General features: G+C 65.7%; 12 protein-coding genes. 7 read left to right on the top strand and 5 right to left on the bottom strand.

The genetic code is table 11. The annotated features are described in order from the left end of the window. Positions 1-17 precede the first annotated feature (17 nt). The 4 genes from MRY84_RS06570 to MRY84_RS06585 form a co-directional block, all read right to left on the bottom strand. The gene (locus MRY84_RS06570; RefSeq protein WP_291504941.1) at positions 18-2,849 is read right to left on the bottom strand and encodes a calcium-binding protein; all 2,832 of its coding nucleotides are present in this window, start codon (positions 2,847-2,849) and stop codon (positions 18-20) included. Between the two features lie 309 nt (positions 2,850-3,158). Then, positions 3,159-4,676, bottom strand: coding sequence for a CoA-acylating methylmalonate-semialdehyde dehydrogenase (locus MRY84_RS06575; protein ID WP_291504942.1), 1,518 nt, complete (start codon positions 4,674-4,676; stop codon positions 3,159-3,161). A gap of 74 nt (positions 4,677-4,750) precedes the next feature. Then, positions 4,751-5,374, bottom strand: a complete 624-nt coding sequence (locus MRY84_RS06580; RefSeq protein ID WP_291504943.1) for a DJ-1/PfpI family protein — start codon at positions 5,372-5,374, stop codon at positions 4,751-4,753. Positions 5,375-5,394: 20 nt separating this feature from the next. After that, a complete protein-coding gene (locus MRY84_RS06585; RefSeq protein ID WP_291504944.1) occupies positions 5,395-6,753 on the bottom strand; it encodes an aspartate aminotransferase family protein in 1,359 nt (452 codons plus the stop codon). 113 nt (positions 6,754-6,866) lie between these two features. Here MRY84_RS06585 and MRY84_RS06590 point away from each other — a divergent pair, with 113 nt between their 5' ends. Both MRY84_RS06590 and MRY84_RS06595 read left to right on the top strand, forming a co-directional pair. Continuing rightward, entirely contained in the window at positions 6,867-7,826 is a 960-nt protein-coding gene (locus MRY84_RS06590; RefSeq protein ID WP_291504945.1) for a LysR family transcriptional regulator, read from the top strand. Between the two features lie 69 nt (positions 7,827-7,895). After that, positions 7,896-8,201 (top strand): flagellar basal body protein, encoded by a 306-nt coding sequence (locus MRY84_RS06595; protein WP_291504946.1) that lies wholly within the window; start codon positions 7,896-7,898, stop codon positions 8,199-8,201. A 213-nt stretch (positions 8,202-8,414) separates the two neighbouring features. Here MRY84_RS06595 and MRY84_RS06600 read toward each other — a convergent pair whose 3' ends face one another. Next, entirely contained in the window at positions 8,415-8,651 is a 237-nt protein-coding gene (locus MRY84_RS06600; protein ID WP_291504947.1) for a DUF2061 domain-containing protein, read from the bottom strand. Between the two features lie 272 nt (positions 8,652-8,923). Here MRY84_RS06600 and MRY84_RS06605 point away from each other — a divergent pair, with 272 nt between their 5' ends. The 5 genes from MRY84_RS06605 to MRY84_RS06625 form a co-directional block, all read left to right on the top strand. Then, entirely contained in the window at positions 8,924-9,979 is a 1,056-nt protein-coding gene (locus MRY84_RS06605; RefSeq protein ID WP_291504948.1) for an SPFH domain-containing protein, read from the top strand. A gap of 119 nt (positions 9,980-10,098) precedes the next feature. After that, positions 10,099-11,589, top strand: a complete 1,491-nt coding sequence (locus MRY84_RS06610; RefSeq protein WP_291504949.1) for a DUF4178 domain-containing protein — start codon at positions 10,099-10,101, stop codon at positions 11,587-11,589. Positions 11,590-11,674: 85 nt separating this feature from the next. Further along, positions 11,675-11,893, top strand: coding sequence for a DUF350 domain-containing protein (locus MRY84_RS06615; protein ID WP_291504952.1), 219 nt, complete (start codon positions 11,675-11,677; stop codon positions 11,891-11,893). A 67-nt stretch (positions 11,894-11,960) separates the two neighbouring features. Further along, on the top strand, positions 11,961-13,511 hold the full coding sequence (locus MRY84_RS06620) for a polyamine aminopropyltransferase (protein ID WP_291504950.1): 1,551 nt from the start codon (positions 11,961-11,963) through the stop codon (positions 13,509-13,511). A 175-nt stretch (positions 13,512-13,686) separates the two neighbouring features. After that, a partial coding sequence (locus MRY84_RS06625; protein WP_291504951.1) for an FAD-dependent oxidoreductase occupies positions 13,687-15,033 on the top strand: 1,347 nt, incomplete at its 3' end.

The following is a 15,033-nucleotide window of genomic DNA, read 5'->3' on the forward strand; positions in this document are numbered from 1 at the left end:
GGTGCGTTACCTACGCATCAGGCAATGATGGTGACGTCGGCATCCAGCAAGGTCGCCGGGTGTGTCGTGGTGCCCAGGACGGCGATGTTCACGCTCGCCTTGCCCGTGCCGAAGCCATCTTCGTCGTACATCAGCGCACCCGTGGCGGAGTTGTAGCGGAAGTAGGTGCTCGTGCTGATCTGCAGATCGGCACCGCCCATGGCGGGATGGGCAAATCCGGTGAGATCGATCGTGATGTGATCCTCGCCCAGCACAAAGTCCGTGACCTTGTCCGCGTTGGTGCCGCTGAACAGGGTGTTGAACACGAAGTTGTCGTTGCCCGCGCCGCCGGTAAGCACGTCGGCTCCCAGGCCACCATTGATCGTGTCGTTGCCCGCACCGCCGATGAGGGTGTTGGCGCCGTTGCCGCCGGTCAGGGTGTTGTCCAGTTCGTTACCGGTGAGGTTCACCGCGCCCGTGGACTGGATGATGCCGTTCTCGACATCGTTGCCCAGGCCCAGGGCGTAGGTGCCCGAAGCCATCGTCACGATCACCGTGTCCACGTCGCCAGGGAATTCATCAGCGTTCTCCACGGCCACGTCGCTGGCCGAGTCCACGTAGTACGTGTCTTCGCCACCCATGCCAAACATGATGTCGTTGCCCGTGCCGCCGATCAGCGTGTCGTTGCCCGAGGAGCCATGCAGGGTGTCGTTGCCGGCCCCGCCGTCCAGGGCCCCTGGCGCCAGGAGGTGCAAGTTGTCCGCGAAGGGTGTGCTGGCGTTGGCAATCAGGTCGCCCGGCGTGGTGTCCACGTCGCTGAAATGCACAAACTCCACATTGCGCAGCGTGACCGACGTGTTGGGTGCGCCGGTGTAGGTCAGCTTGACTTCCGTCGCGCTCAGGCGCGCGGCGGTCCAGTTGGCCGACGTTCCGAAGGCGCTCAGGTCGACCACGTCCATGGTGCCTGCGCCGCCGTCGAGCGTATCGTTGCCCAGGCTACCCACCAGCGTGTCCTTGCCGTCGCCGCCGCTCAGCAGGTTGTTGCCATCGTTGCCGGTGATGGAGTTGTTCAGCCCGTTGCCGGTGATGTTGGTGTTGATGATCCCCGTGTCGGCCACGGCGTTTTCCACGTTGGCCGACATCAGGTAGGTGCCAGCGGCGGAGAACTTCACCAGCACATCGTCCGTGCCCTCGTCCGCGTTCTCGGTGATGACATCGCCCGCGACGTTGACGACATAGTGATCATCGCCCTTGCCGCCGACGAGCTTGTCGATGCCCAGGCCACCGTCCAGCGTGTCGTTGCCGTCGGCGCTGGTAAGGATGTTGGCGCCGCTGCCACCCACCATTTCGTAGCTGTTCGCGCCCACGGCGGTCACGTTCACGGCGCCCGTGGACGTGACCTGGACACGCTCCACATCGGTGGGCAGCAGGTACGTGCCGGAGGCGATGGACACGTTGACCAGGTCCGTCCCTTCGCCAGGGTTTTCGAGAGGGGTGTCGAAAAGGGAATCTACGTAGTAGGTGTCGTCGCCCAGGCCGCCCACCATCAGGTCGTTGCCCTTGCCGCCGTCGATGGTATCGTTGCCCGCAGTGCCTTGGACGGTGTCGTTTCCGGCCAATGCATTCATGGCCATGCCGGGGGTGACATTGAGCGTGTCATCCCCGTTGGTGGGGATGCTCAGGTCCGACATCAGGCGCACATCGCCATTGAAATCAAGCTCCTCCACGCCGCGCACGATGATGGTCTGGCCATTGCCCACGATCTGGATGTCCCCGGCCAAGCCCGTGGGCGCAGCGGTGATGGTGTAGTCGCCGAAGTTGCCATTGATCATCACCGTGTCGAAGCCCGCGCCGCCGTCCAGCGTGTCTTTACCGGCTAGGCCGATCAGTGTGTCGTTGCCGCCGCCGCCCGCCAGCAGGTTGGCGCCCGCGTTGCCGGTGAGCACGTTGTCCTGCATGTTGCCCGTGATGTTGACGGCCAGGCTGGCCGAGGTGACCGTGGCCGTCTCGATGTTGTCCGACAGCACATAGGTGCCGGCCGCAGTGAAAGCCACTTGCACATGGTCATCGCCTTCGTTGGCTGCTTCGACAATCACGTCGCCCGCCACGTTGACGATGTAGGTGTCGTTGTCCAAGCCGCCGACCAGCTTGTCGCTGCCCAGCCCGCCGTCCAGCGTGTCGTTGCCGATGCCGCCCGTCAGGGTGTTGGCGCCACCGCTGCCGGTCAGATAGTTGGCGAGGTCGTTGCCGGTGATGCCCGCCGCGCTCGATGCCAGGACCTGGCCGTTCTCGATGTCGGTGCCCAGGGTGTAGACGCCCGACGCGAACTTGACCTGCACCAGGTCGGTCCCACCGCCGCCTGCTTCACTGACGAGATCGGAGAGGCTGTCCACCACATAGGTATCGTCGCCCGTGCCGCCTTCCAGGTAGTCATTGCCCGCGCCGCCATCCAGCGTGTCGTGGCCAGCGTCGCCAAACAGCTGGTTGCCCGCGCTGTTGCCTGTGATCTTGTTGTCCAGTCCGTTACCCGTGATGTTGATCAAGGTGGCGCCCATGGCCGTGGCGTTTTCGACGTCGCCACCCAAGGTGTACATGCCGGCCGCCAGCGTGACCTGCACCAGATCAATGCCCGTGCCGCCGCTCACCACGTCGCCCACGTTGTCCACATGGAAGGTGTCGTTGCCATCACCACCGTCCATCACATCAGCGCCGGTGCCCCCGTTCAGTACGTCATTGCCGTTGCCACCGAACAACTGGTCGTCGCCCGCCAGTCCGGAAAGCGTGTCGTTGCCATCAAATCCGCTGATGACGTCGCTGAGCGATGTGCCGCTGAGGGAGTTGTTGAGATTGGTGCCGTTGATGATTGCCATGATGAAACCCTTGCAGAGATGGGGTGACGCGATCAGATGGAGCGCTGCGCCGGGGCGTGGTAAGCCCAGGGCCTTGTCGGCAGAGTGTATCGGAATGCAGCCGTTTCACCAGTGCGAAACCCGGCCTGACAGCGTCAAATGTCACGAACAGTAGCGCCGGCCATACAGCGCCGGGAATGGGCTCAGGCGCGCCGGGGGCTCGGCACGCCGGGCAGCCCCCGACGGGTTGGCGTGGCGGGTGGCTCGACGATGGCTTCCGTAGGCGCAGGGGCGCGCTGGCCGCTACAGGCCGCCCCCTGCATCGCGCCGTCAGCGGCTGCTGGGGAAGCTGAACACTGCGCCTTCGCGCACGCCCGCGCTCGGCCAGCGCTGGGTGATGGTCTTGCGCTTGGTGTAGAAGCGCACGGCATCCGGGCCGTAGGCGTGCAGGTCGCCGAACAGGCTGCGCTTCCAGCCGCCGAACGAGTGGTAGGCCACGGGCACGGGCAGGGGCACGTTCACGCCCACCATGCCAACCTGGATATGGTCGGTGAAGTAGCGGGCGGCCTCGCCGTCGCGGGTGAAGATGCAGGTGCCGTTGCCGTATTCGTGGTCGTTGATGAGCTGCATGGCTTCTTGCAGCGTTTTTACGCGCACCACGCCGAGCACGGGGCCGAAGATTTCTTCCTGGTAGATCTTCATGCCGGGCTTGACGTTGTCGAACAGGCACGCGCCCAAAAAGTAGCCTTCCTCATGGCCCGCAACCTTCACGCCGCGGCCATCGACCACCAGCGTGGCACCTTCGGCCACGCCGCTGTCCACATAGGCCTTCACCTTCTCAAAGTGCGGCTTGGTCACCAGCGGGCCCATGTCGTTGCTGTTGTCGGTGCCGGGGCCGACCTTCATCTTGGCGATCTCGGCCTTCAGGCCGGCAATCACGGCGTCGCCCACTTCGTCGCCCACGGCCACCAGCAGCGGGATGGCCATGCAGCGCTCGCCGCACGATCCGTAGGCCGCGCCCATCAAGGCGCTCACGGCGTTGTCCACGTCGGCGTCGGGCATGAGCACGGCGTGGTTCTTGGCGCCGCCCAGGGCCTGCACGCGTTTGCCGTGCTTGCAGCCTTCGGCATAGATGTATTCGGCAATGGGGGTGGAGCCCACAAAGCTCACGGCCTTGACGCGCGGGTCTTGCAGCAGCGTGTCCACCGCCAACTTGTCGCCGTTGACCACGTTCAGCACGCCGGGCGGCAGGCCCGCTTCCAGCGCCAGCTGGGCGATGAACAGGGCGCTGGTCGGGTCGCGCTCGGACGGCTTGAGCACAAACGTGTTGCCGCAGGCCACGGCCATCGGCCACATCCACAGCGGCACCATGGCCGGGAAGTTGAAGGGCGTGATGCCGGCCGTGACGCCCAGCGCCTGGAACTCGCTCCACGAGTCGATGCCCGGGCCCACGTTGCGGCTGTGCTCGCCCTTGAGCAGCTCGGGCGCGTAGCTCGCGAACTCCACGTTCTCGATGCCGCGCTGCAGCTCGCCGTGCGCATCGGCCAGCACCTTGCCGTGTTCGGCGGTGATCATGGCGGCGATCTTGTCGGCGTTCTCTTCGAGCAGCACTTTCAGCTTGCTCATCACCCGCGCGCGCTTGAGCGGCGGGGTGTTGCGCCAGGCGGGGAAGGCGGCCTCGGCCGAGGCGATGGCGGCTTCCACGGTGGCCTTGCTGGCCAGGGCCACGCTGGTGGTCGATTGGCCGGTGGCGGGGTTGAACACGGGTTGCGTGCGCTCCGTGTCGGCAACGATCTTGCCGTCGATCAGGTGGCCGACGGTGGTGGTGACGTTCTTGTCGTGGTTCATGGTGGTTTCAAGCAAAAAGTGCCGCCAGCGCTTATCCAGAAAGCGCAAGCAGCTATGAAAATAGGAGTTTCCTGCTAGGCGGCCTGGGCCTCCAGCGTCGGCAGTACATGGGCCAACGCACGGTCGATGAATTCCTGCTTCTCGCCCACCGGCGCAAAGTAGTGCAGCACCTCGCGCGCGGCGTCCAGCCCTTTGAGGCGCGCAATCAGCCACGCCACCAGGTACTGCGACGCCAGGCAACCGCCCGCGGTGGCCACATTGCCGCGGGCCGCAAACGCGCGTGGCACCACGTCCACGCCCGACTCCACCACCCACGGCTTGCTGGTCAAGTCGGTGCAGGCGGGCGTGCCGCTGAGCAGCCCCAAGCGGCTGAGCAGGAAGGTGCCCGAGCACTGCGCCGCCAACAGCTGGCGCGCGGGGTTGAGCACGCGCAGCGGCTCCATCAGCGCCGGGGTGTTGGCCACCTCGCGCGTTTTCATGCCGCTGCCGATCAGCACCGCGTCGGCCCCTGCCAGCTGACTCAGGTCTTCGTGCGCATCGATGGTGAGCCCGTTCATGGACGTGACGCGTGGCGTGGGGCTGGCAATGCACACCTTCCAGTCCGTGTCGCCCAGCAAGGTGATGCGGCTGAGCATGCCAAACGCGACCAGCGAATCCAGGTCGTTGAAGGCGTCGAAGGTGAGGATGGCAATGCGCATGGTGCGGCAGGACGGTTGGCTTATGCCGTTTCTTGCAGGGCGTCGCCCAGGGCGCTGACCAGGCGGTCGATCTCGGCCTCGGTGCTGATGAAGGGCGGCGCGAGCTGGATGGTGTCGCCACCGTAGCGCACGTAGAAGCCCTTATCCCAGCACTTCATGGCGATCTCATACGGGCGCTTGGCGGGCTCGCCGGGCACGGCGGCAATGGTGATGCCGGCAGCCAGGCCGTAGTTGCGGATGTCGGCCACGTGCTTGGCACCCTTGAGGCCGTGCACGGCGTTCTCGAAGTAGGGCGCCAGCGCCTTCACGCGCTCGGGCATCGCTTCCTTTTGCAGGATGTCGAGCACCGCATTACCCGCCGCGCACGCCACGGGGTGGGCCGAGTAGGTGTAGCCGTGGGTGAACTCCAACATGTACTCGGGGCCGCCCGCGGCCATGAAGGTGTCGTAGATCTCCTTGGTGGCGATCACGCCGCCCAGCGGCTGCGCGCCGTTGGTGACCTGCTTGGCAAAGTTCAGGATGTCGGGGGTCACGCCAAAGGCTTCAGAGCCCGTCCAGGCGCCGCAGCGGCCAAAGCCGGTGATGACCTCGTCAAAGATCAGCAGAATGTTGTTCTGCGTGCAGATCTCGCGGATGCGCGCGAGGTAACCGACGGGCGGGATCACCACGCCGGCCGAGCCCGAGAAAGGCTCCACGATCACGGCAGCGATGTTGGAGGCGTCGTGCAGCGCAATCACGTCCAGCAGCTTGTCGGCCAGCGCGCGGCCGTCGGTGTCGGGCATGCCCTTGTAGAAGGAGCCTGCGGGCGGCTGGGTGTGGGGGATGTGGTCGGCCTCGATGCCCTGGCCGAAGGTCTTGCGGTTGCCCACGATGCCGCCCACCGAGATGCCGCCGTAGTTCACGCCGTGGTAGCCCTTTTCGCGGCCGATCAGGCGCGTCTTGCTCGCCTGGCCCTTGGTGCGCCAGTAGGCGCGTGCCATCTTGAGGGAAGTATCAGCCGACTCGGAGCCCGAGCCGGTGAAGAACACGTAATCGAGGCCCGCAGGCGTCAGCTCCTTGAGCTTGTTGGCCAGCGCAAACGAGGCGGGATGGCCAAACTGGAACGCCGGTGCGTAGTCCAGCGTGGCGGCGGCACGGCCGATGGCTTCGGCCACTTCCTTGCGGCCATGGCCCAGGCCCGAGCACCACAGGCCCGAGAGGCCGTCAAAAATCTTGCGCCCTTCGGCGTCGGTGTAGTAGGCGCCCTGGCCGCTCACGATCATGCGCGGCTTGGCCTTGAAGTTGCGATTGCCGGTGAAGGGCATCCAGTGGGCGTCGAGCCACGCGGCGTCGGTGCGCACCGCAGCGGCGGGGTTGGGGTCGATGACGGCGAAGCTCATGGCGTTCTCCTGGCAATAAATAGGGTGGTTGGACACTGCAACCGGAAAGCGCCATTGTTGGGGCCGGTGTTAATCTCTCAAATGAAGCAATATCCATGTTTACTTGAGGATTTATGCAAGTAAAGACACCTACCGCAACCCCCCCTTCCACCTCGCCCAAGCACCGGGCTGTGCTGGGCCAGTTGAGCGACATGGACTTGCGCCTCTTGCAGGTGTTCAAGGCGGTGGTGGAGTGCGGCGGCATGTCGGCCGCCGAACTGGAGCTGAACATCGGCACCAGCACCGTGAGCCGCCACATGAAGGACCTGGAAACCCGCCTGGGCCTCACGCTGTGCCGCCGAGGCCGTGCGGGCTTCGCCCTCACGGCCGAGGGCCAGCGCGTGTACGACGAAACCTTGCACCTGCTGAGTGCCGTAGAGGCGTTTCGCAGCAGCATCGACGACATCCACCGCCGCATGGGCGGGCGGCTGGAGGTGGCGGTGTTCGACAAAACCGCCAGCAACCCGGCCGCGCACATTGGCGACGCCATCGCCCTTTTCGCCCAGCAGGCGCCCGAGGTAAGCCTGCAGATGCACGTGGCGTCGATCCCCGCCATCGAGCGCGGGCTCATCGACGGAAGCTTTCACGTGGGCATCATTCCGGCGCACCGCACATCGCAAAGCCTGGTTTACGCCGACCTGTTCGCCGAAACCATGCAGCTGTATTGCGGTGCCCGCCACCCCTTGTTCGGCACCGAGCACGCGGGGCTTACCTGGGACGCCCTGCGCGCCTACCAGTTCGCGGGCCTGGGCTACCACTCGCCCAACATGGAGCTCAGCCACAGTGCCCGCCTGCCGCGCAAGGCCACGGGGTTCGACCAGGAGTCCATCGCCACACTCATCCTCTCGGGCCGCTATCTGGGCTTTTTGCCCGATCACTATGCCGAGGGCTTCGAACGCCAGGGGCTCATGCAAGCCGTGCTGCCCGCGCAGTTCCACTACCGCTGCCAGTTTGTGAGCGTGCTGCGCAAGTCGCCCCAGCCGCCCCGCGCGGCGCAGGCGTTTGCGCAATGCCTGCTGCAGGCGCATGGTTGACGGCTTGCGCCGGTCCGTGCGCAGGCAGACAATGCGAACTCCTTCCAGCACTGAAAGCGGAGCCCGTTCATGGCCAGCATTTCTTCGATCGGCAGTTCCGGCCTGCAGACCGCCCAGTTGCGGCTGGATGCGTCGGCCAACAACGTGGCCAACATGAACACCCCCGGCTACCGGCGCCAGTTGGTGGCGCAGGAGGAAGCCGCAGACAGCGCCGGGGTGCGCGCCACGGTGCAGCGCGAGCAGGAAGCCGAGGGCGTAGCGCTGGAAAAGGAAGCGGTCGAGCAGATGTCGGCCACCTACGCATTCAAGGCGAACCTGCAGACCATCAAGGCACAAGACGAAATGATGGGGTCGCTGCTGGATGTGAAAGCCTGATCGCCGAAATACCTCGCCCATCCTCCGCGCCACAATGCCCCGCTTGACGGGGCATTGTTTCTGGGTGCGGGCCGGGCTCAACCCGCAGAGGCCAGCGCTGCCAGGCGCTGCACCAGCCAGCGTTGGAAGGCCAAGCCGGTCATGGTGCGGCTGCGCAAGGGAATGGAGTACATGGCGATCTCCTCAAGGGACGGGCTGGAGGCGGTGAAACATTCAGGCGGCCGCGGGGCTGGGCGCGCGCCGCGCAGCCCGGTCCCACGCCTTTTCATGGAAGAAGAAGGCCACCGCCTGCACTGTGGGCTCCAGCAGGCTCAGGGTGAGCGAGGCCCAGAGGTTGCCCGTGACGGCGTAAGCCACCATGGCTGCAACGCCAATGTGGATGAAGTAGTAACTGGCGGTCTTCATCAGCATGGTTTTGTTCTGGTGTGCGACCCGGCGGATGTGGGACATGGCGGACTCCTTTTTTTCTCTCGACAGCCCTGGGATGCGGTGAATTGCAGGGATGGGGAAATAGTAGTCATTCTCAATAGCAAAGACCAATTGATCGTCGCTAAGCCGCAGATAGCTGCTATCAACAAGCGCGGGCCGCGCTCATCCACATGCGCGGTGTACTGCGCGTGAAACGGTTCACGGAAGCAGCCCCAAAAAAGCCGCCGCGTGCAATGCCCCCATTGCTATGATGGCCGCTCTTTTCAACCCCTTCTTTTGCTTTGGGAGCACACATGGCCCTCATGGATTTCATCAAGAAACAGTTCATTGACATCATCCAATGGACCGAAGAGGGGGATGGCACGCTGGCGTGGCGCTTCCCGATGGCGGGCATGGAAATCCAGAACGGCGGCACGCTGGTGGTGCGCGAGTCGCAGATGGCGGTGTTCGTCAACGAAGGCCAGGTAGCCGACGTGTTCGGCCCGGGCACCTACAAGCTCACCACGCAGACGCTGCCGGTGCTGACCTACCTGAAGAATTGGGACAAGCTGTTCCAGTCGCCCTTCAAGAGCGACGTGTACTTCTTCAGCACGCGCCAGCAGATCGACCAGAAGTGGGGCACGCCCCAGCCCATCACGATCCGCGACAAGGACTTCGGCGCGGTGCGCCTGCGCGCGTTCGGCAACTACGCATTCCGCATCGCCGACCCCAAGCTCTTCCACACCGAGATCTCGGGCACGCGCGAGTCGTACCCGGTAGCCGACCTGGAAGGCCAGCTGCGCGGCCTGGTGCTGCAGAACATCAGCAACGCCATCGCCGGCAGCGGCCTGCCGTTCCTTGATTTGGCTGCCAATCAGGTGATGTTTGCCGATGCGCTGGCCAAGGAACTGGCGCCCGCGTTCGCCAAGATCGGCCTGCAGCTTGAGGCCATGACGGTGCAGAACGTCTCGCTGCCAGAAGAGTTGCAAAAGATCCTCGACCAGAAGATCGGCATGGGCATGGTCGGCAACGACATGGGCAAGTTCATGCAGTACCAGACGGCGCAGGCGATCCCCAAGTTCGCCGAGGGCGCGGGCAATGGCGGCGGTGGCATTGCGGGCGACGCCATGGGCCTGGGCGCTGGCGTGGCGCTGGGCCAGGTGCTGGCGCAAAACCTGCAACAGGGCCTGCAGACGCCCGTGGCGCCCGCTGCTGCCGCCGCCGCACAGGCCGCCGCAGCGCCGGTGGGTGTGAAGCCCGAGGAAGTGATGGCCACGCTGGAGAAGCTGGGCGACCTCAAGTCCAAGGGCATCCTGACGCAGGAAGAGTTCGACGCCAAGAAGGCCGAGCTGCTCAAGAAGCTCGTCTGATCGACGGGCACCTACCGCTATCATAAAGATAGCTGCTTGCGCTTGAGGGATAAGCGCCATAGGCCAAAAAGGCCTTGACTCCGCGCTGAGCGGCGCAAGCAGCATCCATCACCCTGCCGATGGCCACCGACCCCACCCAGCGCTACTACCGCGCGCCCTGCCCTGGCTGCGGCGCACCGGTGGAATTCAAGAGCGCGCAGTCCACCCACGCCGTCTGCGGCTACTGCCAGAGCACCGTCGTGCGCAGCGGCGAAGTGCTCACGCGCCTGGGCAAGATGGCCGAGCTGTTCGACGACCACAGCCCGCTGCAGCTCATGGCCAGCGGGCGCATCGCACTCGACGGCAAGGACACGCCCTTCACCCTCATCGGCCGCCTGCAGTACAAGGGCGACGCGGGCGTGTGGACCGAATGGGTCGCCTTCCTCGAAGACGGCAGCACCGCCACCCTCGGCGAAGACAACGGCGCCTACGTCTTCACCCGCCGCATCGACCCCGGCCGCGAGATGCCGCCGGCCGAGCGCTTTCGCATCGGCACCACCACCGCCATCAACGGCAAGCCCTACAGCGTGGCCTATACCGGCCAGGCATCGCTGATCTCCGCCCAGGGCGAACTGCCCAAGCTGCCACCGCTGGGCCAGCCGTTCGGCATGGTCGAGCTGCGCAGCGCCGATGGCGAGGTGGTCAGCATCGACTACGGCCACACCCCGCCCAGCGTGGAGCGCGGCCGCGCCGTGCTGCTGGAGGACCTGCAGCTGAAGGGCTTGAAGGACGAGTCTGCCAAGGACGAAAAAGGCCGCCAGTTCAACTGCCCGCACTGTGGCGCGCCCGTCCAGGTGAAGCTGGCGGGCACCAAAAGCATCACCTGCGGTTCCTGCGCCAGCATCATCAGCCTCGATAGCGGCGTGGGCGGCGAACTGCGCTCGGCCGAGCAGGACGAGCCCGTGCAGCCCCTCATTCCGCTGGGCAGCAAGGGCCAGCTGCAGGGTGTGCACTGGCAGGTGGTGGGTTTTCAGCACCGCATGGGCGTAGAGCCCGGCGACGACGAGCACTTTGGCTGGAGCGAGTACCTGCTCTACAACCAGAAGCGCGGCTTCGCCTTCCTGGTCGATTCGGAAGAAGGCTGGAGCATGGTGCGCCCCACCACCGGCGCGCCGCAACTCTCCTCCAATGGCCGTACCGCCACGTACATGGGCACCAAGTACGAGCTCAAGTACACCTACGAGGCCGAAACGACCTACGTGCTGGGCGAGTTCTACTGGCAGGTCACGCGCGGGCAAAAGACCAGCAACCGCGACTTCGCCAGCGCCAAGGGCCTGCTGTCGCTGGAGCAGACGCCGAACGAAGTCACCTGGTCCGCGGGCGACAAGCTCGCCAGCGACACCGTGGCCAAGGCCTTCAAGCTCGACGACAAGGCAGATGTACTCAAGCGCGACGACCCTGGCCCCTTCGTGGCCCAGTCGGGATTGGGCTGCGGCACCATCATCCTGATCGCGATCATCATCATCATCCTGCTCATCATCCTGAGCAATTGCTCCGGCTCATCGGGCAGCGGCTACCGTAGCTCGGGCGGCTCGTTCGGCGGCTACTCGTCGGGCGGCAGCCACAAGTAGGCGGGCGCCGCCACGGCGCCTGCCCGCTGACCCTCACCTTTCACCACCCACACAACACCTGGTTTTTCAAGGAGATCACACCATGATGGGAATCGAATGGCTCCGGCCCGCAGCCTTCCTCGGGTCCATGCTGTATGCGCTGATCGGCGTGGTCATTTTCTGGCTGTGCTTTGTCATCGTGGACAAGATCACGCCCTATGACCTGTGGCGCGAGATCGTCGAAAAGCAGAACCAGGCCCTGGGCCTGGTGGTCGCGGCGATGTGCCTGGGGATCAGCATCATCGTGGCGGCGGCGATCCACTGACCCCTGCCCGCAGCCTGACGCAGCGCTTGCTTCTGGCATGCGCTGGTGACCGCCTTGGAATTTTGATTTGACCCCTTCCGCCTCCCCGCCCGAGGCGCTGGCCGCACCGACCGGCCCTCGCCCCATCGACATCGCCCTGCTCATCAGCGTCTTCGTCGTTGCCGCCTGCGGCCTGCTGTACGAGCTGGCCGCGGGCGCGCTGGCCTCGTACGTGCTGGGCGATTCGGTGCTGCAGTTTTCCACCATCATCGGCACCTACCTGTTCGCGATGGGCGTGGGCTCGTGGCTGTCGCGGTACTTTGAACGGCAGTTGCCAGCGCACTTCCTGCGCATCGAGTTGCTGGTGGCGCTCATTGGCGGGGCGCTGCCGGCCACGCTGTTCCTGGCCAATGCCTACACGCCTGGGGCGTTCCGGTTTCTGCTGTACGGCATGGTGCTGGCGGTGGGAACGCTGGTGGGTCTGGAGATTCCGCTGGTGATGCGCATCCTCAAGCGCAATGTGGTGCTCAAGGACTTGGTGTCGCAGGTACTCACGTTCGACTACCTGGGCGCACTGGCGGTGTCCATGGCGTTTCCGCTGCTGCTGGTGCCGCACCTGGGGCTCATCCGCACCGGGCTGCTGTTTGGGGTGATGAACGCGGCCGTGGCATTGTGGGCGGTGTGGCTTTTCCGGCACGAGCTGCGGCGCCTAAAGGCGCACCTGGCGGCCTGCGTGATGGTGCTGGGACTGTTGCTGGCCGCGCTGGCGGGGGCCGAGCAGATCACCAGCGTGGCCGAAGACAAGTTCTACCAGGACCGCATCGTCTTCAGCACCGCGTCGCCCTACCAGCGCATCGTGGTCACACAGGGGCGCGCAGGGCACCGGCTGTATCTCAACGGCAACCTGCAGTTCGCGCAGGCCGATGAGTACCGCTACCACGAGGCCCTGGTGCACCCGGCCATGGCAGCCCATGGCGCGCCCAAGAAGGTGGCGGTGCTGGGCGGCGGCGATGGCATGGCGGTGCGCGAAATCCTCAAATACCCCTCGGTCGAGTCCGTGACGCTGGTGGAGCTGGACCCCGCGATGACGAAGATCTTCAGCGAGAACCCGCGCCTTGCGCAGCTCAACGGCCTGGCACTGCAAAACCCGAAGGTGAAGATCGTCAACACCGATGCCTTTGGGTGGTTGCAGGAAGGGGCGGACACGTTTGATGTGATCGTGGTGGACTTTCCCGATCCCACCAATTTCTCCATCGGCAAGCTCTACACCAACAGCTTTTACGCGCTGCTGGACAAGCGCCTGGCCGCCAGCGGCTACGCGGTGGTGCAGACCACCTCCCCTCTGGTGGCCCGCAAAAGCTACTGGACGGTGGCGCAGACCATCGAATCCATCGGCCTGCAAACCGCGCCGTACCACGCGCACGTGCCCAGTTTTGGCGAGTGGGGCTTCATCATCGCCAGCCGCAGACCCTGGCGCCTGCCCGAGGCACTGCCGGCCGGATTGCGGTTCTTGAGTGCCGACACGTTGCCGCTGTTGTTTGACTTTCCGCTCGATATGGCGCGCGTGCCCGCCGAGGTGAACCGTCTGTCGAACCAGGCGCTGGTGCACACGTACGAACGCGAGTGGGGAAAGCACTAGATGGGAGACCCCCCTGAGCCGCTTCGCGTCTTCCCCCCGCTCTCGCAGCGCTGCGCGCAGCGGGCAGGGGGACGCCCCCAGCGCGGCGGGGCGGCCCTTGCGCGGCGGCCGCTGGTCTGGGCCGCGCCGGTTGCAAGCGGCGCAGGCGTTGCGTACGCCCGGAGACACTGACGCCATGCAACGCCGCCATTTCCTAGCCACCGCCGCCGCTTCGACTGCCGCCGCGGTGCTGCTGCCGGGTTGCGACAAGGCCCCTCGCGTCTTGGAAGGCGGCTTCACCGGCATCGACATGGCGCGGGGCCACCAGCTGCGCGACCTGCTCAAGACCGGCACCTTGCCCGCCCCCAGCGTAGTCCGCCGTGCCCAGGTCATCATCGCGGGCGGTGGCGTGGCGGGGCTCGCTGCGGCGCGGTCGTTGCGGCTGGCGGGGGTGGAGGACTTTGCGCTGCTGGAGCTGGAAGACGGTGCAGGCGGCAACAGCCGGGGCGGGGCCGTGAGCGGCATTGCCTGCCCGCTGGGCGCGCACTACCTGCCCGTGCCCGGCGACGATGCGCGCGAGGTGCAGGATCTGCTGGAAGAGCTGGGCCTGCGCCGCCGCGTGGCTGGCCGCTGGCAGTACGACGAACGCCACCTGTGCCACAGCCCGCAGGAGCGCCTGTTTTTTGACGGCGAGTGGCAAGAAGGCCTGCTACCCGTGCACGGTGTTAGCGAAGCCACGCTGGCCCAGTACCGCCGCTTTGCACAGGCAGTGGAGCGAGAGGCGAAGGCCGCGCGGTTTGCCATGCCGGCGCTTAAGCTCTGGAGCACCAAACAGCCCATAGCGCCCGCACATCAAGCGCTGGACGCTATCACTTTCAGTGCGTGGCTGGCGCAAGAGGGCTTCGATGACGAGCACCTGCTGTGGTACCTAGACTACTGCTGCCGCGACGACTACGGCGCGGGCGTGGGGCGCGTGTCGGCCTGGGCGGGCATCCACTACTTTGCCAGCCGCCACGGCTTTCATGCGCCCGGCGAGGCAGCCGACGAAGCGCGCGAAAGCGTGCTCACCTGGCCTGAAGGCAATGGCTGGATCACGCAGCGCCTGGCCGAGCCCCTGCGTGCCGGAGGCCAGCTGCGCACCGCCACCAGCGTGCTGCGCATCACCGAAGGCCGCCATGGCGTGGAAGTGGACGCCTTCAACCACGCCACGGGCAGCGTGGAGCGTTGGAAGGCGCCGCGCTGCATCGTGGCGCTGCCGGTGTTCGTGGCGGCGCGGGTGGTGCAAAGCCCGCCTGCCTTCCTGACTGGCGCCACGCGGCGTTTGCAGTCCGCCCCCTGGCTGGTGGCCAACATCCACATCGACAGCCCGCTCACCGACCGCCCCGGCGCCGCGCCTGCATGGGACAACGTGCTCTACGCTGACCCCACCGTTGGCGGCCTGGGATACGTCAACGCCGGGCACCAGGGGTTGGACACCCGCGCCGCACTGGCCGGGCCCACCGTGCTCACCTACTACCAGGCCCTGGGCGACGTTCCCGAGGGC

The sequence above is a fragment of the Acidovorax sp. genome, assembly GCF_022763525.1.
Lineage (GTDB): Bacteria > Pseudomonadota > Gammaproteobacteria > Burkholderiales > Burkholderiaceae_C > Acidovorax.

Bases quoted from the DNA above. Each gene is read 5' to 3' on its own strand.
- MRY84_RS06580 (WP_291504943.1), bottom strand. From the start codon at position 5,374: ATGCGCATTGCCATCCTCACCTTCGACGCCTTCAACGACCTGGATTCG.
- MRY84_RS06570 (WP_291504941.1), bottom strand. From the start codon at position 2,849: ATGGCAATCATCAACGGCACCAATCTCAACAACTCCCTCAGCGGCACA.
- MRY84_RS06605 (WP_291504948.1), top strand. From the start codon at position 8,924: ATGGCCCTCATGGATTTCATCAAGAAACAGTTCATTGACATCATCCAA.
- MRY84_RS06575 (WP_291504942.1), bottom strand. From the start codon at position 4,676: ATGAACCACGACAAGAACGTCACCACCACCGTCGGCCACCTGATCGAC.
- MRY84_RS06610 (WP_291504949.1), top strand. From the start codon at position 10,099: ATGGCCACCGACCCCACCCAGCGCTACTACCGCGCGCCCTGCCCTGGC.
- MRY84_RS06585 (WP_291504944.1), bottom strand. From the start codon at position 6,753: ATGAGCTTCGCCGTCATCGACCCCAACCCCGCCGCTGCGGTGCGCACC.
- MRY84_RS06615 (WP_291504952.1), top strand. From the start codon at position 11,675: ATGGGAATCGAATGGCTCCGGCCCGCAGCCTTCCTCGGGTCCATGCTG.
- MRY84_RS06590 (WP_291504945.1), top strand. From the start codon at position 6,867: ATGCAAGTAAAGACACCTACCGCAACCCCCCCTTCCACCTCGCCCAAG.
- MRY84_RS06600 (WP_291504947.1), bottom strand. From the start codon at position 8,651: ATGTCCCACATCCGCCGGGTCGCACACCAGAACAAAACCATGCTGATG.
- MRY84_RS06595 (WP_291504946.1), top strand. From the start codon at position 7,896: ATGGCCAGCATTTCTTCGATCGGCAGTTCCGGCCTGCAGACCGCCCAG.